This is a genomic window from Burkholderia lata (assembly GCF_000012945.1).
In the GTDB taxonomy this organism is placed as follows: Bacteria; Pseudomonadota; Gammaproteobacteria; order Burkholderiales; family Burkholderiaceae; genus Burkholderia; species Burkholderia lata.
In genome coordinates this window covers 2,063,167-2,084,428 of sequence record NC_007510.1, presented here as the reverse complement: position 1 = coordinate 2,084,428, position 21,262 = coordinate 2,063,167, and the positions used below count along the sequence as shown (strand labels likewise).

Below are 21,262 nucleotides of genomic sequence, written 5' to 3'. Positions count from 1 at the left end.
CGGGAGGAAAAATTGAAGATTTCTGAATCGCTTGGTGCAAGTCTGACTGCCGCGATCGTCGCCGGCTTGCTCATCGGCCTTTTGTCCGCCAAGGATTTCGGCGGTGTTTCGCTTGTTTTTTCTGTTGTTGCTTTCGCGGTTGCGTTTCCCGTGGCAATGCTGCTTTCGTATCCGGTCTATTGGGCAGGCACGCTGCTTCCAAGGAAGGCGGTCTTGCCGATGCTGGTCATCGTGGGCGGCGTTGCGGGGTCGATGGTTCTTGCTGTTCTGACAAAGGCAGCATGGCCGGACGTCGCAAGGAACGGAGAAATGGTGTTGCTGTATGCGGCAGTCGGCGCGATGTGCGCGGTTTCGGCGCTGGGGTATGTCGAGCGATCCAAAATTGCCGGCACGCTGCGCAAATGGCTCAGATGACGGTCACGTCGCGCCTGTTTCGATGACGGCGGGCCATCGTTCCGCTTGCCGGTGGTGCCCTCCGCAGTAAAAAACGCCCGGTGCCGACGACGAGTCGGGCCGGGCGTTTTGTTTGAGGGCGCTGCGCGTGAGTCGGTGCCGGTCAGTACGCGATTGCGACGGATAAAGTGCGTCGCGGACCGGGCGCCGATTCGATTCCCGCGCCCGGTCGTGCGTCGGCTTACGCGCCGAACGCCGCCTTCGCCAGCAGCCCGAGTGCGACGCACACGAGCACGGCCGCGAACCCGGCCTGCACGTGCCGTGCAGCGAGGTGGTGCGACGCACCGCGACCGGCGGCCATGCCGAGTGCGGTCGCGACGGTGAACCACAGCGTCACGTCGAGCGGTGCGCGTGTACCGGACACGAGCGTCGCGAACACGCCGCCGGTGCCGACGAGCGCGATCACCATCAACGACGTCGCGACGACGCCATGCATCGACACGTTCGTGAACTTGCGCAGCATCGGCACGATCACGAAACCGCCGCCGACGCCGAGCAGCCCGGTCATCAGGCCCGTCATTGCACCAGTCGACGCGAGTGCCACGCCGACCGGCCAGGACCACACGAGCCGGCCCGTATCGGGATTCACGCGGCCGACGCACAGCGGCGACGCTTCCGCGTCGACCGGCGCGTGCCGCAGCGCCTGCAGCAACAGGCGGCCGGCGACGACCAGCATCGTCAGCGCGAACAGCGCGAGCAGCAGCCGTTGCGGCAGCACGTGCGCGAGCCGCACGCCGAGCGTGGTCAGCGGCACGCCGGCCACGGCCATCAGCAGCGCCGCGCGATAGCGCACGAGCCCGCGGCGGAAGCCTTCGAGCGCGCCGAGCGCGGCGCTGCCGGCCACGGCGACAAGCGCGACGGGCGTGGCCTGCTGCATCGGCCAGCTCATGCCGACGACGAGTGCGGGCACCGCGAGGATGCCGCCGCCGGCGCCGGTCAGGCCGAGCACGGCACCGACGAAACCGCCTAGGACGAGGGAAATCAGCATGACGTCAGCGGGCTCCGGTCAACGTGCGATCGCGGGCTTCGCGAGCCATTCGCGGCCCTTGAGCATCGCCTTCCAGTAGAGCGGCGGCAGCACGCGTTCCTTGAGCAGCCACGCAAGCCGCGACGGGCGCTTGCCGTCGATCAGCCACGCGGGGAAGGTCGGCGCGACCTTGCCGCCGTACAGGAACTCGGCGAGCACGATCTTGCCGCGCTCGACCGTGAGCGGGCACGAGCCGTAGCCGTCGTACGCGGCGTCGCCGTGCGCGCGGCCGAGCGACGCGAGCAGGTTGTGCGCGACCACCGGCGCCTGCTTGCGGGCGGCCGCGGCCGTTTTCGCATTGGTCGTGTTGGTGGCGTCGCCGAGCGCGTAGACGTCCGGGAATTGCTTGTGCCGCAGCGTCGCCGGATCGACGTCGATCCAGCCGGCCGCGTCGGCGAGCGGGCTCGATCGCACGAAGTCGGGCGCCTTCTGCGGCGGCACGACGTGGATCATGTCGAACGAACGCACGACGGTTTCCTTGCCGCCGTCCGGCAGCGCGCGCGCGAATGTCGCGCGGCGCGCGGGCCCGTCGATCGACACGAGGTTGTGACCGAACGACAGCGCGATGTCGTAGCTTTTTACGTACTCCATCAGCGCGGGCACGTAGTCGGCGACGCCGAACAGCGCGGCGCCCGCATTCAGGAACTCGACATTCGCGGCTTCGAGGCGGCCTTCGCGCCGCCAGTGGTCGCACGACAGGTACATCGCCTTCTGCGGTGCGCCCGCGCACTTGATCGGCATCGGCGGCTGCGTGAAGAGTGCGTTGCCGCCGCGGAACGTGCGAACCAGCTCCCACGTGTACGGCGCGAGATCGTAGCGGTAGTTGGACGTGACGCCGTTGCGGCCGAGCGTGTCGGCGAGGCCTTCGATCCCGTGCCAGTCGAGCTTGAGCCCCGGGCACACGACGAGCTTGCGATACCCGATGCGGCGGCAGCCGTCGAGCACGACCGTGTGCGCGTCGGGCTCGAAGCCCGCGACGGCGGCCTGGATCCGGTGCACGCCGCGCGGCAGCACGTCGGTCATCCGGCGCGCGGTGGTCTCGGGCCGGAACACGCCCGCGCCGACCATCGTCCAGCCCGGCTGGTAATAGTGAACGTCGGCCGGATCGATCACCGCGATGTCGAGCGACGCATCGCGCGCGAGCAGGCTCGACGCGACCGCGATGCCGGCCGCGCCCGCGCCGACGATCACGATGTCGTGCCGCGCGTCGACGGCCGGTGTTGCCTGCTTGCCGCCTTGCACGACACGCGATGCGAGCGCGCGCAGGTCGTAGCCGGCCGCAGCGGCCGTCGCGACGATGTCGTTCAGCGGGCGCAGGCCGGCTTGCGACAGCGCCCACAGCGTGGCCGAACGCGTGCCGCTGCGGCAGTACGCGAGCACCGGGCCGTCGAGCGACGCGACGAGCGCGCCGAACTGCGCGGCCTGGTCGTCGGTCACCTTGCCCGTATCGACCGGCAGGTAGTGCACGTCGATGCCGAGCGGTGCGGCGGCCGCTCGGATCTCGGTGACGGTCGGCTGGTCGGGGCCTTCGCCGTCGGGGCGGTTGCAGATGATCGCGCGGATGCCGGCCGCGTGAAGCGCAGGCAGGTCGGCCGCCGCGATCTGCGGCGAGACCGACAGCGCGTCGGTCAGCTTGCGGATGGTCATGTCGGGGTTCTCCGGAGGGGGCGGGGCGTGTCGCTCAGATCGCGTCGAGCGGGATCTTCAGGTAGCGCACGCCGTTGTTTTCGGGCTCGGGCAGGTGGCCGGCGCGCATGTTGACCTGCACGGACGGCAGCATCAGCACGGGCATCGCGAGCGTGGCGTCGCGCGCGGTGCGCATCGCGACGAAATCGTCTTCGGTCACGCCATCCTTCACGTGCACGTTCGCGCGGCGCTGCTCGGCCACGGTCGTCTCGAACTGCACTTCGCGGCCGCCGGGCTGGTAGTCGTGGCACAGGTACAGGCGCGTGTCGGGCGGCAGGCCGAGCACGCGTTCGATCGAACGGTACAGCGTGCGCGCGTCGCCGCCGGGGAAGTCGCAGCGGGCCGTGCCGTAGTCGGGCATGAACAGCGTGTCGCCGACGAAGGCCGCGCGCTGCGTCGCGTCGTCGACGCAGTAGGTCATGCACGCGGGCGTGTGGCCCGGCGTATGCAATGCGCGGATCGTCAGCGCGCCGAGCGCGAGCGTGTCGCCGTCGTCGAGCAACCGGTCGAACTGGCGGCCGTCCTGCGCGAAGCCGGGGCCCGCGTTGAACAGCGTGCCGAACACGTGCTGCACGCGGCGCACGTGCGAACCGATCGCGATCCGGCCGCCGACGTGTTCCTTCAGGTACGGCGCGGCCGACAGGTGGTCGGCGTGCACGTGGGTTTCCAGCAGCCAGTGCACGTCCGCGCCCAGTTCGGCGACGCGGGCGATCAGCCGGTCGGCGCTGGCGGTATGTGTGCGGCCGGACTTCGGGTCGTAGTCGAGCACGCTGTCGATCAGCGCGCACGCGCGGCTCGCGGTATCGAGCAGCAGATAACTGACGGTGTGGGTCGCCGGGTCGAAAAAGCCTTCGACCGACAGCGTGGTGGCATGGCTCACGGGGTGTCCTCGATCGGGTTCTGCATCTGCAATCGGGATGGGTAACTCAAGAAGCGTGCCAGCTTGCGTCGGAGTGCCGGCCGATCTGCCAGGGACTTGATTCGGCTTGGGTTTTCGGTGCGGCTGCAGCGATGCGCGGGCGTCGTTGGCCTCCGTCCGTCACTGTGGACTGCCACAACTGGCAGTGTCGTGGCAGAATTGGCAGTCCGTCTGGCAGTTTGTCAGTCCGCCCCTTCACCGAGCGTCCGCATGAATCCGCACGACACCATCCCGATCGTCCCCGCGCCGCGCCACGACGTCATGCCCGACGTACGCGCGCTCGTCGCGTATCTCGAGCAGGATCCGCAGCCGATGATCGTCGTCGATCCCGACTACCGCATCCTCGCGGCGAACGATGCGTACCGGCGCCAGTTCGGCGTCGCGGGCGTCGAGCATGTGGGCCGGCACTGCTTCCAGGTCTCGCATCACTACGACGTGCCGTGCGATCAGGCCGGCGAGCATTGCCCGATGAAGCAGGCGCTCGAATCGCGCGGGTTGAACCGCGTGCTGCACATCCATCACACGCCGCGCGGCCCCGAACATGTCGACGTCGAATTGCGGCCGATCTTCGATGCACACGGCAACGTGATCGCGTATGTCGAGCGGCTGACGACGGTGCGCAGCGCGTCCGCGCAGCCGAGTGCGGAAGGGCTCGTCGGCGGCGCGGACGCATTCAACGCGGCGCTCGGCGCATTGCAGCGCGTCGCGCCCTCGATGCTGCCGGTGCTGCTGCTCGGTGAATCGGGCACCGGCAAGGAGCTGTTCGCCCGCGCGCTGCACGAGGCGAGCGATCGCGCGATGGGGCCGTTCGTCGTCGTCGATTGCTCGGGGATCGCCGAGACGCTGTTCGAGAGCGAACTGTTCGGTTACGAGAAGGGCGCGTTCACGGGTGCGAACCAGCGCAAGCCGGGCCTCGTCGAAACCGCACAGGGCGGCACGCTGTTTCTCGACGAGATCGGCGACGTGCCGCTGCCGATGCAGGTGAAGCTGCTGCGGCTGATCGAGTCGGGCACGTTCCGCCGTGTCGGCGGCGTCGAGGCGCTGCGTGCGGATTTCCGGCTGGTCGCGGCGACGCACAAGCCGCTGCGCGAGATGATCGACGACGGCCGGTTCCGGCAGGACCTCTACTACCGGATCAATGCGTTTCCGATTCCGTTGCCGGCGCTGCGCGACCGGCGCGGGGACGTCGCGCTGCTGGCCGAATCGATCCTGCGGCGGATCGCGAACGCGCGCGCCAGTGCGGGCGACGCGAGCGCGCGGCCATTCGTGCTGACCGAGCGCGCACGTGCGTGTCTCGATGCGTATGCGTGGCCGGGCAACATTCGCGAGCTGCGCAACGTGCTCGAACGCGCGTGCCTGTTCGCGGACGACGGGACGATCCGCGTCGAGCATCTGCCGGCCGAGCTGGTCGCCGCATCGGCGGCGCCGCAGGACCGGACGGCCGATGCGCGCGGCATGTCGGACGCGGAGCTCGTGCGCATCGCGCGCACGTTCGACGGCACGCGCAAGGCGCTCGCCGAGCAGGTCGGGATGAGCGAGCGGACGTTGTACCGGCGGATGAAGGCGCTTGGGCTCGGGACGCGCGAGCGCTGAGCGGGCGTGCGGTGGGCGACTGGCAGCGGCAGGCGGCTTTGTCGATAATGGCGCGTTCGATCCAGATCCCACCTCCCACCTCGCCGATGAAGACACGCTTCCTTTCGCCTTGTCTGTTTCTTGCCGCCGCCGCGCTGTGCAACCTGGCGCAAGCCGCCGCCGAATACACATGGACCGATGCGGCCGGCGCGCATGCGGTGACGCTCGCGAGAACCGAGTCCGGCGGCGACGTCGAGCTCAAGGTGGCCGCGACGCTCGACGGCCGGCCCGACTGGACCGTGCGCGACTACGTGAAGGAGTGCCCGGTCGACGTGATCCTCGATGTCGTGCCCGCGTCGATCGAAATGCGCGACCTGCTCGGCAACGGCCGCAAGCAGTTCATGTTCGCGTACAAGATCGGCTGCCGCGGCGACGTGAGCGCCGACCAGGTCAAGTACTTCCTGATCGACCAGGGCACGAAGTACGTGCTGCGCGGCGAGGAAACCGTCACGGTCAACGGCAAGTTCATGGATGGCGGCGCGGCCCCGGTACCGAATGCAGACCTGAAAGCTCAACCCGCATTTCTGCGCTACATGACGAAGCATTGGCACGGGATCAGCGCGCGCGACTATCGATAGGCATGCGCTCGAGGCTCGCGACGGTGCGTCCGACACGCGCCTGATGAGGCGAGCTTGAGCATGCAACGCGATAAGAAATCATGACAATACGACAATTAATTATCGTTTTACGATAATTATTGAGGTACACTCGACGCACGTTCATTCCCCGTCGAGGACTTCGCATGCATTCCGATCGCATTGCCCGTATCAGCCAGCAGATGGCCACCGTCACGCTATGGTTCATCGTCGGCATGCTGGTGCTCAACGCCGCGTGCTGGGCGTTTCCGTCACTGAACGCGGCCACCGGGCCCGGCCTCGTGTTCGGCCTCACCGATTCAGTGATCTCGAACCTGAACGTGGACGTCGCCGCCTTCCCGTGGTGGCAGAAGGCGGTCGGCATCCTGCTGTCGAGCGTGCCGCTGATCGCGCTCGCGAACGGTTTGCGTCATCTGCGCGCGCTGTTCCGTACCTACGCGCGCCGCGATTATTTCTCCGCGCAAGCGGCCGGCCATCTCGGCAAGACGGGTCGCGCGATCGGCCTGTGGGTGTTGCTGAGCCTGCTGTGCGAACCGCTCCTGAGCGTGTGGGCGACATTGCGCGAACCGGTCGGCCATCGCGTGGTCAGCATCGGCTTCAGCCTGCCGTACGTGGTTGCGCTGTTCACCGCGGCCTGCATCGCGGTCATCGCGCACATCCTCCGGCAGGCGAGCGAGCTCGATGCCGAACATCGACAGTTCGTCTGAGGCGCGCCATGTCGATCGTGGTCAAGCTCGATGTGATGCTCGCGACGCGCAAGGTCCGCTCGAAGGATCTCGCGGCGGCCGTCGGCATCACCGAACAGAATCTGTCGCTGCTCAAGCAAGGGAAGGTCAAGGGCATCCGTTTCGCGACGCTCGAGGCCATCTGCCGCTATCTCGACTGCCAGCCCGGCGACTTGCTCGCGTTTAGCGATGACGGTGTGGGCGAAACGGACTGACGCATCGCAACGGCGACGTGCCGAGGCTGGCCGACGGCATGCCGGATGCCCGTCGCGCCGACTGCCGGCACGCATATTCGGGCGCGGGCCTGCCATTGCCGATGCTCGTACTGGATGTGGTTCGCGACACCGGCTGCAAATGGCGAAACGGGCGGCACACGGGAAATCCGCCTGCCGCCCGCACGGTCAAGCAATCAACGCACTCAACCTGCTCAGCGCGCAGGCGCAAGCTGCGCCATCGCTTCCCGCACGAAGCCGATCAACGTGTCGTCGATCCACGAATCCTTCGTCAGTGACGGCTCGTTCATCATCGCGTGGCGGAATTTCGCATGCGTGGCCGGATCGGTGCCCGCATAGCGGCAGAACAGCGTGAGCCAGCGTTGCGCGAGCGCGCGGCCTTCCGGTGAATCCGGTCTGGCGCCCGCATCGATCGCGTCGCGCACGTCGCCCATCAGTTGCGGCCATTCCATTGCGCTTTCACCGTAGTGGGCCCGCATGAAGCGGATCTCGTCCGGCGCCAGATACTTCTCGAAGATCCGCATCTTGGTTTCCGACGACGCGCGCAGCACATAGTCGCGCAGCGCGGTCGAAATGCCGATCTTCGACTGCATCGCCGGTTCGTGTTCGTGCATCAGGTTCAGCTTCGCCAGCAGCCGCGGGTCGTTGTTCGTGTCGCGCACGAGCAGCGTCATCCAGCGGCTGGCGAGCGCACGGGGGCGTTCGTCCTCGGCGGGCACGCCCGCGTCGTGCAGCGCACGCACCTCGTCGACGAGTGCGATCCATTCGGCGTCGCCCGCCTGGCTCTTCTGGTACATCGGCAGGCGCGCGAGTTCTTCCTCGGAAAAATATTTGTCGTACACGGTCATCAACTCCAGTGTGGTGAGCCAATCGGCCAGCTCCGGCTCCGTGCCCGCGGCGAGCTGCGCATGCAGGCTGACGAGCCGCTCGCGCAGCTGCGCGGTCTGCGCAAGCTGACGGTCGAGCAGCGCGATCTGCTTCGCGACGATCTCGACGAGCGGGGTGTCGGGCTGGTTCAGGTGGTCGCCGATTTCGGTGAGCGACAGGCCGAAGCGACGCAGCGCCTGGATCTGGTGGAGCCGGGCGATGTCGTGGCGGTCGTACAGCCGGTAGCCGTTGTCGGCGCGCGCCGAAGGCGTCAGCAAACCGATCGCGTGATAGTGATGAAGCGTGCGGACGGTCAGCCCGCTGCGTTTCGCCAGTTCTCCCACTTTCAGTCGCATTCGTTCCTCCGTTCGGTGCGCACACTGGAGTCTCGAACGTTACGCTACGTGAGGGTCAAGCGGAAGATCGGAAATCGGGTGCGCACGCAGATTCGGCACGCACCCGACGGCAGGGCCGGCTTATTGCGGCGAAGGCGGGGTGTCGGCCGTGGCGGCGCGCGCTTGCTGGCCGGTGGCGGAGTCGCCGGTTGCCTTGTCGGTCTTGCCGGCCTTGTCAGCCTTCTCGACCGGCGGCGTGCCCATCGCCTGGTAAAGCCTCGCGGTATCGGCGAACCGCGCGCCGGTCGCGCGGATCTCGTCGAGCCGTGCATTGCGATACTGCAGCTCGCTGGCGCGCGCGGCCGACGGCGGCAGTGCGCCGAGCCGCACGCGGGCCGCCGCGTCGTCATACGCACCCCGCGCGGACAGTGCGGCGCGCGACGACGCGTCGAGCGCTTCCGCATCGTGCTCGAGCGCCGCGAGCGAATCGGCGACGTTCTGGAACGCGCCGAGCACGGCCTGCTTGTACTGGTCGACGGCGGCCTCGTAGGTCGCCTTCGCTGCGCGGCGCTGCGCGAGCAGCGCGCCGCCGTGGAAGATCGGCTGGCTCAGCGACGCGCCGACGTTCCAGATCGAGCCGGCGCCCGAAAGCATCGTCGGCCAGCTGAAGCCGCCTTTGCCCATCGCGGCCGACAGCGACAGCTGCGGGAACATCTGCGCGGTCGCGAGGCCCACTTCGGCCGCGGCCGCCTTCAGCCCCGCGTCGGCCGCCTGGATGTCGGGGCGGCTTTGCAGCAGGTCCGACGGCACGACGACGGGCACTTGCTCGGGCAGGTGCAGGTCGGCAAGCGTGAGGTCGGCCGGCGGCTGGTCGGGCGTGCGGCCGACCAGCACCGCGAGCGCATGGCGCGCCGAGTCGCGTTGCTGGCGCAGCGCGGGCAGGCTCGCCGCGAACGTGTCGGCGCTTTGCCGTGCATTCAGCGCGTCGCTGCGCGAGGCCGAACCGAGCGCGTAGCGGCGTTCGGCATCGTGTGCCTGATCGTTGGCGAGCGCGACGAGCCGCTCGGTGGTATTGATCTGCGCATTCAGCACCGACACCGTGATCGATGCGGTGACGATGTTCGCGGCCAGCGCGCGCCGGGCGGATTCGAGCTGGAACGCGCTGACGTCGACGCGCCGCGCCAGCGCACGGTTCGCGAAACGCGACGCGCCGAACAGGTCGATCGTGTAGCTCGCCTGCAGTTGCCCGACGAACGTGTCGTACAGCAGCGTCGGCGCACCGAGCGCGGGAATCGGCACGCCGAGCGCCCGCTGGCGCGTGGCCTGGCCGCCCGCATCGATCGACGGCAGCATCGAGCTGCCGATCTGCCCGCGCAACTGTTCGCGCGCGGCATCGAGCGAGTGCGATGCCGCGCTCAACGTCGGGCTGTTGCGCAGCCCTTCGTCGACGAGCGCGTTCAGTGCATCGGAGCGGTACTGCTTCCACCAGTCGGGCACCGGCTGCGCGCCGACCTCGAACTGCTGCGCGACACCTTGCGCGGACACGGTCTGCTGGACTTGCGGTGTGGTGCCGTAGTGCGCGGGCGACGGCATCGCGGGCGGCTCGCCGCTCGGCGCGAACCACGAACAGCCCGCGAGCGGGCCGGCGAGGCTCGCCACGGCGAGTGCCCGCACGGCTTGGGTTTTCAGGTTCATCGATCGATCCATGGTCAGGCTCCCGACGGCGCGGCAGGCGTGCCGCCAGGCGGCGGGCCGTCCTGCGGGTCGCGTTCGTCGCGCTTCACGCGGAACCACGTCGCATACAGCGCGGGCAGGTAGAACAGCGTCAGCACAGTCGCGCTCGTGATGCCGCCCATCAGCGCGGTCGCCATCGGCCCGAAGAAGTTCGAGCGCAGCAGCGGGATCAGCGCGAGCACGGCGGCCGCGGCCGTCAGCGTGATCGGGCGGAACCGCCGCACGGTCGCGCCGATGATCGCGTCGACGCGGCCGTGGCCGGCCGCGATGTCCTGCTCGATCTGGTCGACGAGGATCACCGAGTTGCGCATGATGATCCCGAACATCGCGATCACGCCGAGCATGGCGACGAAGCCGAACGGCTGGCCGAACAGCAGCAGCGTCGCGACCACGCCGATCAGCCCGAGCGGCGCGGTCAGCACGACCATCAGCACGCGCGAGAAGCTCTGCAGCTGGATCATCAGCAGCGTGAACACGGCGATCGCCATCAGCGGCATCTGCGCGTTGATCGACTTCTGCGCCTTTGCGCTTTCCTCGACCGAACCGCCGATGTTGATCTGATAGCCGACCGGCAACTGCGCGCGTAACGCGTTCAGTTTCGCGTCGACCGCATGCGTGACGTCGATGCCCTGCGCGCCGGTGCGCACGTCCGACTGCACGGTGATGGTCGGCTGACGGTCGCGCTCCCACACGACACCGTATTCGAGCGTCGGCTTGAAGCGGCCGAGCGAGCCGAGCGGCACCGGGCCGTTCGGGGTCGGCAGCGCGAGGCCGGCGAGCTTCGCCGGATCGACGCGATCGGCCCGCGGCGCGCGCAGGTCGACCGCGATCAGCTTGTCTCGCTCGCGGTACTGCGTGACGGTCGTGCCGGACAGCGTCATCGCGAGGAAGCTCGACACGTCCTGCGACGTGACGTTCAGCTCGCGCGCCTTCTTCTGGTCGATCTCGAAGCGCACCGAGCGCTCGGCCGGCTCGTCCCAGTCGAACTGCACGTTGACCGTGCGTGCGTCGCCGCGCATCGTCGCCGCGACTTTCTCGGCGATCGAGCGGACCGTCGCGATGCTGTCGCCGCTCACGCGGAACTGCACCGGATAGCCGACCGGCGGGCCGTTCTCGAGCCGCGACAGCCGCGAGCGCACGGCCGGGAACTGCTCGCGCAACGTGGTTTCGAGCCAGGTCGCGAGCTTTTCGCGGTCCTTCACCGATTTCGCGGTGATCACGAACTGCGCGAAGTTCGGCAACTGAAGCTGCTGGTCGAGCGGCAGGTAGAAGCGCGGCGCGCCGCTGCCGACGAAGTTCACCGAATGATCGATCTCCGGGCGCTTGTCGATCACTTTCTCGAGGCGCTCGGTCTCGCGCAGCGTCGCCGCGAACGACGCGCCTTCGGGCAGCCGCAGGTCGACGAGCAGCTCGGGGCGATCGGAGCTCGGGAAGAACTGCTGCGGCACGAGCGTGAAGCCCATCAGCGCGACGACGAACAGCGCGCCCGTGATCAGCAGCACGACGAAGCGCCGCTCGATGCACCAGTCGATCCAGCCGCGCAGCCGCCGGTAGAAACGCGTGTCGTAGATGTCGTGTTCGTGATCGTCGGGCAGGTGGGCCTCGTGCGCCTGCCGCTTGCGCTCGGGCAGCAGGTGGAAGCCGAGCAGCGGGATCAGCACGACCGCCGCGAACCACGACGCGATCAATGCGATCGCAGACACCTCGAAGATCGAGCGCGTGTATTCGCCGGTGCTCGATTTCGCGAGCGCGATCGGCAGGAAGCCCGACACGGTGACGAGCGTGCCCGTCAGCATCGGGAACGCGGTGCTCGTATAGGCGAACGCGGCGGCGCGGGCACGCGTGTAGCCCTGTTCGAGCTTCACGGCCATCATCTCGACCGCGATGATCGCATCGTCGACGAGCAGCCCGAGCGCGAGCACGAGCGTGCCGAGCGACACCTTGTGCAGCCCGATGTCGAACAGGTACATGAAGAGGGCGGTGACCGCGAGCACGACCGGAATCGAGATCACGACCACCATGCCGGTGCGCAGGCCGAGCGATACGAGACTCACGACCAGCACGATCGCGACCGCTTCCGCGACGGCTTCGAGGAAGTCGTCGACCGAATGCGCGACCGCATGCGGCATGCTCGATACCAGCGTCAGCTTGAGGCCGGCCGGCAGTTGCGCCTGCAGGTCCTTCGATTCGGCGTCGAGCGCCTTGCCGAGCCGGATCACGTCGCCGCCCGGCTGCATCGTGACGCCGATGCCGAGCACCGCCTTACCATTCGAGCGCATCTGCGTGACGGCCGGATCGTCGTAGCCGCGCTTCACCGTCGCGAGATCGCCGAGCCGGAACGTGCGGCCGTTGATGCGGATCAGCGTGTCGGCGATCGCGTCGACGTTGTCGAACTGGCCGCTCGGCCGCACGAACACGCGATCGTCGGCGGTCGTCAGCGTGCCGGCCGACGAGATGTCGTTCTGCGCGTTGATCGCCTGCCCGAGCTGCTGCGGCGAAATGCCGAGGCGCGTGAGCTGCGCGTTGTTGACTTCGATGAAGATCCGCTGGTCGGGGTCGCCGAAATAGTCGACCTTGCCGACGCCCGGCACGCGCAGCAGCACGGTGCGTAGCTGGTCTGCGTAATCGTGGAGCTGCGCGGGCGTGAAGCCGTCGCCTTCGAGGGTCCAGATGTTGGTGTAGACGTCGCCGAATTCGTCGTTGAAGAACGGGCCCTGCACGCCGGGCGGCAGCGTATAGCCGATGTCACCGACCTTCTTGCGGATCTGGTACCACGTCTCGGGCACGTCCTTCACCGGCGCCGAATCCTTCATCGTGAAGAAGATCAGCGATTCGCCGGGGCGCGAGTAGCTGCGCAGGAAGTCGATGGCCGGCGTTTCCTGCAGCTTGCGGCCGATCCGGTCGGTCACCTGTTCCTGCACCTGCCGCGCGGTCGCGCCGGGCCAGAACGTGCGGATCACCATCACGCGGAACGTGAACGGCGGGTCTTCGGATTGCGCGAGGCGGGTGTACGCGAGGATGCCCGCGAGCGTCGCGAGCGCGATCAGGTAGACGACCAGCGCCTGGTGGCGCAACGCCCACGCCGACAGGTTGAAGCGGCCTTCTTCGTAGGAAACGCTCACGATGCGAAGTCCTCCGGATGCAGCGGCGCGATCGCGCGCACCTTCTCGCCCGCGCTGACCGTGTGCACGCCCTGCAGCACCACGCGTTCGCCGGGCTGCAGCCCGTGCGACACCGTCACCGTGCGCTCGTTGAAGCGCGCGACGTCGACGCGGCGCAGCTCGAGCGTGTCGTCCTTCGTGCGCACGACCCACACGGCCGGTTGCTGGCCGTCGTGGAACAGCGCGGTTGCGGGCAGCGTGATCGACTGCGCGTCGCCGGTGACCGGTGCGCCGTCGAACGCGACGCTGGCGGTCATCCCGAGCCGGATCGCCGGATCGGGCGCGGCGAGTGTGAGCTTCACGCGATACGTGCGGCTTTGCGGATCGGCGGCCGGCGCGATTTCGCGCACTTTCGCGGCGAACTGGCGGCCCGGCAGCGACGGCAGCGTGACGGTGGCCGCGTGGCCCGGCGTGAGCGACGCAAGCGCGGCTTCAGGCGCGTCGCTGACGACGTCGACGTCGCCCGACCACGCGAGCTGGTAGACGGCCTGGCCGGCCGACACGTTCTGGCCGGTGTCGGCCTGTTCGGCGGTGATGTAGCCCGCGTGATCGGCGACGAGCGTCGCGTAGCGGAGCTGGTTCTTGGCGAGCGCGAGCTGCTGCTGCGCCTGGTCGCGCTGCGCGAGCGCCGACGTGTAGCTGTTCTCGGTTTGCTCGAGCTGCGCGGTCGCGATCAGGTTTTCGCGTGCCTGTGCGCGATCGCGGTCGAGCTGCTGCTTCGCAAACGCGAGGCTGTGCGTCGCGGCATCGAGTTGCGCCTGCGCGCTCGCGGCGTTCTTCTCGACGTCGGACGGGTCGAGCAGCGCGACGACCTGGCCGACCTTGACCGTATCGCCGAGGCGCACCTTGCGCTCGATGATCTTGCCGGCGATGCGGAACGACAGCGGGGTGGCGTAGCGCGGCTGGATCTCGCCGGGGAGCGTGCGGGCGACGGCAGCGTCGTCGGCATGGGCGGGCAGCGCGACGACGGGGCGCGGGGCGGGCGGCGCGGATTCTTTCGGATGACAGGCGGTGAGGACAAACGCGGCGCCGATCAGCAGCGCGGCGCGGGAACCGGAGCGATTCACGAAACCCCCAGATGAAGTGAGAGCGAGAGCGGAACGAAGCCGGCAAGCGCGGCCGGCGCTTGCCCCGAGCGGCGCCGGCAACGGCGCGCGGACACCATCTTTCAGAAACTGTGGCGAATTCTAATACACACCTGTATCTGAATGCAAAGATGAATCCGAAAGGTAAATAGTGCTAGACTGCGCGCCATGAAACCTCAGCGCTTAACTCGCGAGCAGAGCAGGGACCAGACGCGCGAACGTCTGCTGATTGCCGCGCACCGTATTTTTCTGAAGAAAGGCTATGTGGCCGCGAGCGTCGAGGACATCGCGGCGGCGGCCGGCTATACGCGCGGCGCGTTCTATTCGAATTTCCGCAGCAAGTCCGATCTGCTGCTGGAGTTGCTGGAGCGCGACCATGCGGAGGTGCAGGCCGACTTCCAGGCGATCTTCGACGGGGGCGGATCGCGCGAGCAGATGGAGTCGATGGCGCTCGCGTATTACCGGACGCTGTTTCAGGACGACGAATATTCGTTGCTGTGGGGCGAGGCGAAGCTGCAGGCCGCGCGCGACGCGAAATTCCGCGTGCGCTTCAACCAGTTCCTGCACGGCAAGCGCCTGCAGATGGCCGAGTTCATCCGGCGCTTCTCCGAGCGCGCGGGCACGCCGCTGCTGCTGCCGGCGGAGACGCTGGCATTCGGGCTGATGTGCCTGTGTGATGGCGTGCAGTCGTATTACTCGGCGGATCCGCAGCACGTGTCGGCCGAGGTGGCCGAGTCGGTGCTCGCGGGATTCTTCGCGCGCGTGGTGCTAGGGCGCGCCCCCGACTGAGCGGGCGTTGGCCTCGAGCCGCGCTCGCGCGGCGGGCGGCGAGGCGTGCGGTCAGCGTTCGCCGGTCATCCGCCGGTACGCATCGAGCAGCGACGTCTTGTAGACGACCCCCGCGAGCGTCGGCTCGGCTTCGCTTTCGATCACCGGCAGGCGTTCGCCCTGGAACGCCATGAAGCGTTCGAGCGCGGTGGCGAGCGGCATGTCGGGCGTGAGGAGCGGAAACGGCGTGTGCGCGTAGTGCGCAGCCGTCTTGTCGGTCGTGTCGCGCTTGTCGAGCAGGTCCGACGTGATGTCCTTCAGCGCGACTGCGCCGCGAAAGCGCCCGGCGTCGTCGGTCACGTACAGGTACTTCACCGGATATTCGAGAAACACGCGCGTCATGTCGGCGACGCTCGCGGTGAGCGGCACGACCGTCTGCGCGGGCTGGATCAGCTCGCGCATCTGCGTGGTGCGGATCCGGCTGCGTTCCTCGGCATCCTGGTGGTGGTGCAGCGTGATCTCGTACATCGACGTCGTGCCGGTCGCGCGCGCGACGAAGTACGCGAATACGCAGGACGCCAGCAGCGGCAGCACGACCTGGTAGCTGAGCGTCATCTCGAAGATCATCAGGATCGCCATCAGCGGCGCCTGCGTGGCGCCCGTCAGGAACGCGCCCATCCCGACGATCGCGTACGCGAAGTACGGCGACGTATGGCCGGGCCACACGGCTTGCATCGCGAGCCCGAACAGCGAGCCGAACACCGCGCCGACGAACAGCGTCGGCGTGAACACCCCGCCGATTGCGCCGGAGCCGACGGTGGCGGAGGTCGCGATCACCTTGAACACGAGCACCGCGACGAGTGCCTGCCAGGTCCACGGCGAGTGGAGGATGTGGTTCACCACGCTGTAGCCGTTGCCCCACACGTCCGGCACCCATACCGAGATCACGCCGACGACGAGGCCGCCGAGCGCGAGCCGCACGGGCAGCGGCAAGGGCAGCCGCTTGAATTTGTTCTTCGATGCGTCGAGCAGGTGCAGGAATTGCGGCGCGAGCACGCCGCACAGCGCGCCGAGCACGACGAACAGCAGCACTTCGGGGCCGGTGACGGCCGGAAACACCGGCATCTCGTACGGCGGCCGGTAGCCGGCAAATTCGCGCATCACGATGTTCGCGACGACCGACGAGACGATCATCGGCCCGAGACTTTCCATGGCGATGCCGCCGAGCACGATCTCCGACACGAAGAAGGCGCCGGCGATCGGCGCGTTGTACGCGGACGTGATGCCGGCGGCGGCCCCGCAGGCGACCAGCAGGCGCAGGCGCGGCGGGTCGAAGTGCGCGAAGCGGCCGACGAGCGATGCGGCGAGCGCCGCGAGCTGCACCATCGGGCCTTCGCGCCCGATCGAGCCGCCGCTGCCGATCGTCAGCAGCGACGACACGCTGCGCCACAGGCTCTGGCGAACCGGCACGACGCCGTTGCCGAGCGCGACCGATTCCATGTAGTCGGTCTTTCCGGACTTCTTGTCGCCGCGCGTCGCGAGCAGCAGCACGCAGCCGGCGAGGAAGCCGCCCGCGGCCGGCATCCAGAACCGCACGTACCAGGGCAGGCGCTTGGCCATCTGCACGAAGCTGCCGCTTTGCCCGGAGATCAGGTGCTGCATCAGGTCGATGCCTTCGCGGAACGCCATCGTCGCAAAGGCGCCGCCGACGCCGACGATGGCCGACCAGATCAGCATCGTATGGGCGTCCGACAGGCGGAACAGCGTTTGCGCGCGAGTGCGCAGCTTCAGCAGGAACGAGAGCACGGCTGAAAGAGGGCGATGGAAAACGACGCGAAGCATAGCACTGCGCCGCGCCCGCGGGACCATCCCGTCGGGCGCGGCGCGCGAAGTGTCACGGGCGGGCAACTCAGCCAAGCCAGTGCTGCACGGCCCAGGTGATCCCGTAACCGCCGGCGATCAGCCACACGTACAGGATCAGGCCGGTCATCAGCGCACGGGGGCCGGCTGCACGGATCTGCGCGACGCGGGTTTCGATGCCGAGTGCGGTCATGGCCATCGTCAGCGCGAAGGTGTCGAGCACGTTCAGCGTGTGGGTGACGTCGGTGGGCAGCACGTTCAGCGAATTGACGATCACGAAGCCGAGGAAACCGAGTGCGAACCAGGGCACGGCCACCTTGCGCTTGCCTTGCGCGCCGCCGGCGGTCGCACGTGCCGAGCGGGCCAGCCACCAGCCGAGCACCAGCAGCACCGGCACCAGCAGCATCACGCGGGTCATCTTGACGATCGTCGCGATGTGCGCGACCTGCGGGCTGATGTCGCTCGCCGCGCCGACCACCTGCGCGACCTCGTGGATCGTGCCGCCGAAGAACAGGCCGAGGCCGGCAGGATCGAGGTTCAGCAGCCCGGCGTGATACGCGATCGGGTACAGGAACATCGACAGCGTGCCGAACAGCACGACGCTACCGACTGCCATTGCGCTCTGGTGCGGCTTCGACTGCAGCGTCGATTCGAACGCGAGCACGGCGGCCGCGCCGCAGATCGCGCTGCCGGCGGCGGTCAGCAGGGCCGAATCGCGGTCGAGCTTCATGATCTTCATGCCGGCCCAGGTACCGATCACGAGCGTGCTGACCACGACCAGTACCGACACCGTCAGGCCCGGCAGGCCGACCTGCGCGATTTCCTGCAGGCTGACGCGCAACCCGAAGAACGCGACCGCGATGCGCAGCAGCTTGCGGGCGGAGAAGTTGACGCCGGCCGCCCAGCTGGCCGGCATGCCGTCGCGCAGCGCATTGCCGTACAGCGCACCGGCGACGATGCCGACGATCAGCGGCGACAGGCCGAGCCCCGCGATCGCGGGAAGCTGGGACAGGCTCGTGACGGCGGCGGCGAACAGCGCGACAAACAGCACGCCGTTCAACTGGCCGCGCATCGACGGCGCGGCGGGGCTGAGATGGGGAGTCGGAGCAGTGGACATGGAAGCACCGTGATGGAGCGTGTTGCGATGGTGTAATCCTAATTTCGTTATATCGATATGAAAAATTGTGATTTGTGACGTAAACTATCCGGAAAGCCGATAATTTATCCCCATGACCCCGGATCAACTGATAACGTTCGCCGCCGTTGCCGAGCACCTGAACATCAGCCACGCCGCCGTGGCGCTGCATCTGTCGCAGCCGGCCGTGTCGGGCCAGTTGCGGCTGCTGCAGGACGAATTCGGCGAGCCGCTGTACCAGCGCGAAGGCCGCGGCATCCGCCTGACCCCGGTCGGCGAACAGCTCGCGCAGTACGCGAAGGCGCAACGCGATACCTTTGCGCAGGCGCGCGCGTTTCGCGACGCGGTACGCGGCCTCGAGGCCGGCACGCTGCGCATCGGCGCGAGCACGACGCCCGCGAGCTATCTGCTGCCGTACCTGATTGCGGCGTTTCAGCCCAGCGCGCCGCGCGTGGCGATCCACACGATGAGCGGCAACACGGCCGACGTGGTTGCGGCGCTGCCGTCGCTCGATATCGCGATGATCGAAGGGCCGCCCGGCGAGGCACTGCCGCCGGGCACGGCGGTGCATGCGTGGCGCGAGGACGAGATCGTGGCGATCGTGCCGACCGGCCATCCGCTGGCCGCGCCGGAATACGCGTCGGGGGTCACGCTCGATGCGCTGGCGGCCCATCCACTCGTGCTGCGCGAGGCGGGCTCCGCCGTCAGGCAACTCGTCGAGCGCGCGTTCGCGCAAGGCGCGGCGCCGATGCGCGTCGCGTTCGAGATCGCGGGCGTCGAGGCCGTCAAGGAAGCCGTGCGCGCCGGGATGGGCGTCGGGTTCGTGTCCGCGATGTCGCTGCGTCACGACGATGCCGCGCTCGTCCTGCGCTCGCTCGCGCCCGCGCCGCTCACGCGTCATTTCTCCATCCTCGTGCCGCACGGCGGTGCGCCGTCGCGGGTTGCCGCCCAATTCCTCGAAATGAGCCTCGCGCACGACATCGCCTGAGCGGCCGAACCCGGCGCGGGAACGCGCGATGCGAGCCGTCGGATGCGCATGTGCGGCATGCCCCGTCTTAGGGATTTCCTCTATGGCGTGGGTCTGACGCGAAGCGCACCATCCGTCTCAAGCAAATGGAACCGGTTCCATTCCGGTGAAAAAGGGCAAAATGACAGACATCGTGATCGTGGCGAGCGCATTCGGGATGGACCGCGTGCGTCAGGAGGGCCACAGCGCATTCATCGCGACCGCGGCGGCATCCGGTGCGACCGGTTTCGAGGTGCGGCGCGAACTGTTCGCGTCGGAAGCGGAAGCCGCGCCTGGCGCGCTGGCCGCGCTCGGCGCGCAACTGGCCAGCCACGGGCTGTGGTCGGTTTTTTCAACGCCGGCCAACCTGTACACGGACACCGGGGCACTCGATGCGGACGCATTGCGCAGCGCGCTCGCCGAAGCCGACGCGCTCGGCGCGCGCTTCGTGAAATTCCAGCTCGGGGGTTTTGCCGGCGACGCGCACGCGGCCGACATCGTCGCGCTGTCGCGCGGCGCCCGGGCCCGCGTGGTGGTCGAGAACGGCCAGCTTCCGGTCGGCGGCGCGCTCGCGCAATTCCGTGGACTGTTCGAGGCGCTGGCCGCGGCGGGCATGCCCGATGCACTCGGGATGACCTTCGACATCGGCAACTGGCAGTGGCCGGGCGAAGCGCCGCTTGATTGCGCGCAAGTCCTTGCGCCGCATGTGGAATACATTCATTGCAAGGCAGTCGCGGGCGAGGGTGCGCGCCGTTTCGCCGCTGCGCCGGCGCCGAACGACCCGCTCGTGACCGGCGTGCTCGCGGTGCTGCCGCAGCAGGCGCCGCGCGGCATCGAGTTCCCGTTCGACGCGGCCGACCTGGCGGGCGATGCGTGCCGGCGCGTCGCGTGGCTCGCCACCGCGTGACGGCGGAAGGATCCTGGAGAGTTCATTCATGAAAGCAGCACTCGATGTCGTGACCTACGGCGAAGCGATGGCGATGTTCGTCGCAACCGAACCCGGCCATCTCGCGCACGCGACGCAATTCGCAAAGCGGATCGCGGGCGCCGACCTGAACGTGGCGATCGGTCTGTCGCGGCTCGGCTTCCGGGTCGGCTGGATGAGCCGCGTCGGCCGCGATTCGTTCGGCGGTTACGTGCTCGACACGCTGGCGCGCGAAGGCATCGACGCATCGTGCGTGACCGTCGATCCGCGTTACCCGACCGGCTTCCAGCTCAAGTCGCGCAACGACGACGGCAGCGACCCGACCGTCGAATATTTCCGCAAGGGCTCGGCCGCGAGCCACCTGTCGTGCGACGACTATGTGGCCGACTATGTGCTCGGCGCGCGTCACTTGCACCTGACGGGCGTCGCGCCGGCGATCTCCGCCACGTCGTGCGAGCTTGCGTTCAAGCTCGCACGCGAAATGCGCGCGGCCGGCAAGACGATCTCGTTCGACCCGAACCTGCGCCCGACGCTGTGGCCGTCCGCCGACGTGATGGCGAAGACGCTGAACGCAATCGCGTCGCTCGCGGACTGGGTGCTGCCGGGCATCGCCGAAGGGCGGCAACTGACCGGGCACGACACACCGGCTGACATCGCGGGCTTCTATCTTGCGCAGGGCGCGCGTGGTGTCGTGATCAAGCTCGGTGCGGAAGGCGCGTACTACCGGACGGCCGACGGCCATGACGGAACGGTGACGGGCGAGCGCGTGCAGAACGTCGTCGACACGGTCGGCGCCGGCGACGGCTTCGCGGTCGGCGTGGTCAGCGCGCTGCTGGAGGGCAAGACGATCGAGCAGGCGGTGGCGCGCGGCAACCGGATCGGCGCGCTCGCGATCCAGGTGATCGGTGACTCGGAAGGGCTGCCGACCCGCGCCGCGCTCGATCGATGCGAAAACGTCAGCAATCGCGCCGATCGCTTAGAGGAAACCTTCACCGCGCAATGAGAGGCCGGACACGGCACAATCCGCGGACTCATTTCGTCGTGCTTGCGCACGGCAAGGTACGGGACCGGGACGGGCGCTGACGCGTTTGTTCAGGTCGATTGTGGAGCATGGG

General features: G+C 68.3%; 18 protein-coding genes. 9 read left to right on the top strand and 9 right to left on the bottom strand.

Annotation, left to right across the window (positions count from 1 at the left end):
* Nucleotides 1-12: 12 nt before the first annotated feature.
* Complete coding sequence (locus BCEP18194_RS15295) at nt 13-414, top strand: hypothetical protein (RefSeq protein ID WP_157687184.1); 402 nt, start codon at nt 13-15, stop codon at nt 412-414.
* A 220-nt stretch (nt 415-634) separates the two neighbouring features.
* On the opposite strand, the gene BCEP18194_RS15290 is transcribed toward BCEP18194_RS15295, so the two are convergent.
* From BCEP18194_RS15290 to BCEP18194_RS15280, 3 genes are read right to left on the bottom strand one after another with little or no spacing between them, the layout of a single operon-like run.
* Nucleotides 635-1,441 carry a sulfite exporter TauE/SafE family protein gene (locus tag BCEP18194_RS15290; RefSeq protein WP_011352196.1) on the bottom strand — a complete coding sequence of 269 codons (807 nt, stop codon included), beginning with the start codon at nt 1,439-1,441 and terminating at the stop codon, nt 635-637.
* An 18-nt stretch (nt 1,442-1,459) separates the two neighbouring features.
* Nucleotides 1,460-3,127: a bifunctional protein tyrosine phosphatase family protein/NAD(P)/FAD-dependent oxidoreductase gene (locus BCEP18194_RS15285; protein ID WP_011352195.1), complete on the bottom strand. Its 1,668-nt coding sequence runs from the start codon at nt 3,125-3,127 to the stop codon at nt 1,460-1,462.
* A gap of 34 nt (nt 3,128-3,161) precedes the next feature.
* The gene (locus tag BCEP18194_RS15280; RefSeq protein WP_011352194.1) at nt 3,162-4,046 is read right to left on the bottom strand and encodes an MBL fold metallo-hydrolase; all 885 of its coding nucleotides are present in this window, start codon (nt 4,044-4,046) and stop codon (nt 3,162-3,164) included.
* A 249-nt stretch (nt 4,047-4,295) separates the two neighbouring features.
* On the opposite strand from BCEP18194_RS15280, the gene BCEP18194_RS15275 reads away from it, so the two are divergent.
* From BCEP18194_RS15275 to BCEP18194_RS15260, 4 genes are all read left to right on the top strand, one after another.
* The gene (locus BCEP18194_RS15275) at nt 4,296-5,678 is read left to right on the top strand and encodes a sigma-54 interaction domain-containing protein (protein WP_011352193.1); all 1,383 of its coding nucleotides are present in this window, start codon (nt 4,296-4,298) and stop codon (nt 5,676-5,678) included.
* A gap of 86 nt (nt 5,679-5,764) precedes the next feature.
* Nucleotides 5,765-6,295, top strand: a complete 531-nt coding sequence (locus BCEP18194_RS15270; RefSeq protein WP_041492855.1) for a M949_RS01915 family surface polysaccharide biosynthesis protein — start codon at nt 5,765-5,767, stop codon at nt 6,293-6,295.
* 164 nt (nt 6,296-6,459) lie between these two features.
* Nucleotides 6,460-7,020, top strand: coding sequence for a DUF2975 domain-containing protein (locus BCEP18194_RS15265; RefSeq protein WP_011352191.1), 561 nt, complete (start codon nt 6,460-6,462; stop codon nt 7,018-7,020).
* 8 nt (nt 7,021-7,028) lie between these two features.
* Nucleotides 7,029-7,253 (top strand): helix-turn-helix domain-containing protein, encoded by a 225-nt coding sequence (locus BCEP18194_RS15260; RefSeq protein WP_011352190.1) that lies wholly within the window; start codon nt 7,029-7,031, stop codon nt 7,251-7,253.
* Between the two features lie 212 nt (nt 7,254-7,465).
* Here BCEP18194_RS15260 and BCEP18194_RS15255 read toward each other — a convergent pair whose 3' ends face one another.
* The 4 genes from BCEP18194_RS15255 to BCEP18194_RS15240 all read right to left on the bottom strand — a co-directional run bounded on the left by BCEP18194_RS15255 (nt 7,466) and on the right by BCEP18194_RS15240 (nt 14,435).
* The gene (locus tag BCEP18194_RS15255) at nt 7,466-8,494 is read right to left on the bottom strand and encodes a MerR family transcriptional regulator (protein WP_011352189.1); all 1,029 of its coding nucleotides are present in this window, start codon (nt 8,492-8,494) and stop codon (nt 7,466-7,468) included.
* A 120-nt stretch (nt 8,495-8,614) separates the two neighbouring features.
* A complete protein-coding gene (locus BCEP18194_RS15250) occupies nt 8,615-10,180 on the bottom strand; it encodes an efflux transporter outer membrane subunit (RefSeq protein ID WP_011352188.1) in 1,566 nt (521 codons plus the stop codon).
* Between the two features lie 2 nt (nt 10,181-10,182).
* Nucleotides 10,183-13,329 carry an efflux RND transporter permease subunit gene (locus BCEP18194_RS15245; protein WP_011352187.1) on the bottom strand — a complete coding sequence of 1,049 codons (3,147 nt, stop codon included), beginning with the start codon at nt 13,327-13,329 and terminating at the stop codon, nt 10,183-10,185.
* Nucleotides 13,326-14,435, bottom strand: coding sequence for an efflux RND transporter periplasmic adaptor subunit (locus BCEP18194_RS15240; RefSeq protein ID WP_041492854.1), 1,110 nt, complete (start codon nt 14,433-14,435; stop codon nt 13,326-13,328). Before BCEP18194_RS15240 ends, BCEP18194_RS15245 begins: the two co-directional genes overlap by 4 nt.
* 186 nt (nt 14,436-14,621) lie before the next feature.
* Between BCEP18194_RS15240 and BCEP18194_RS15235 the strand changes: the two genes are divergently transcribed.
* Nucleotides 14,622-15,242, top strand: a complete 621-nt coding sequence (locus BCEP18194_RS15235; RefSeq protein WP_011352185.1) for a TetR/AcrR family transcriptional regulator — start codon at nt 14,622-14,624, stop codon at nt 15,240-15,242.
* Between the two features lie 51 nt (nt 15,243-15,293).
* Here the strand turns inward: BCEP18194_RS15235 and BCEP18194_RS15230 are convergent, their stop codons facing one another.
* The gene (locus BCEP18194_RS15230) at nt 15,294-17,027 is read right to left on the bottom strand and encodes a ClcB-like voltage-gated chloride channel protein (protein WP_041492853.1); all 1,734 of its coding nucleotides are present in this window, start codon (nt 17,025-17,027) and stop codon (nt 15,294-15,296) included.
* Between the two features lie 103 nt (nt 17,028-17,130).
* The gene (locus BCEP18194_RS15225) at nt 17,131-18,198 is read right to left on the bottom strand and encodes a YeiH family protein (RefSeq protein WP_011352183.1); all 1,068 of its coding nucleotides are present in this window, start codon (nt 18,196-18,198) and stop codon (nt 17,131-17,133) included.
* A 112-nt stretch (nt 18,199-18,310) separates the two neighbouring features.
* Between BCEP18194_RS15225 and BCEP18194_RS15220 the strand changes: the two genes are divergently transcribed.
* From BCEP18194_RS15220 to BCEP18194_RS15210, 3 genes are all read left to right on the top strand, one after another.
* A complete protein-coding gene (locus BCEP18194_RS15220; RefSeq protein WP_011352182.1) occupies nt 18,311-19,204 on the top strand; it encodes a LysR family transcriptional regulator in 894 nt (297 codons plus the stop codon).
* 160 nt (nt 19,205-19,364) lie between these two features.
* Nucleotides 19,365-20,129 (top strand): TIM barrel protein, encoded by a 765-nt coding sequence (locus BCEP18194_RS15215; protein WP_011352181.1) that lies wholly within the window; start codon nt 19,365-19,367, stop codon nt 20,127-20,129.
* A 28-nt stretch (nt 20,130-20,157) separates the two neighbouring features.
* Nucleotides 20,158-21,150, top strand: a complete 993-nt coding sequence (locus BCEP18194_RS15210; protein ID WP_011352180.1) for a sugar kinase — start codon at nt 20,158-20,160, stop codon at nt 21,148-21,150.
* Nucleotides 21,151-21,262 lie beyond the last annotated feature (112 nt).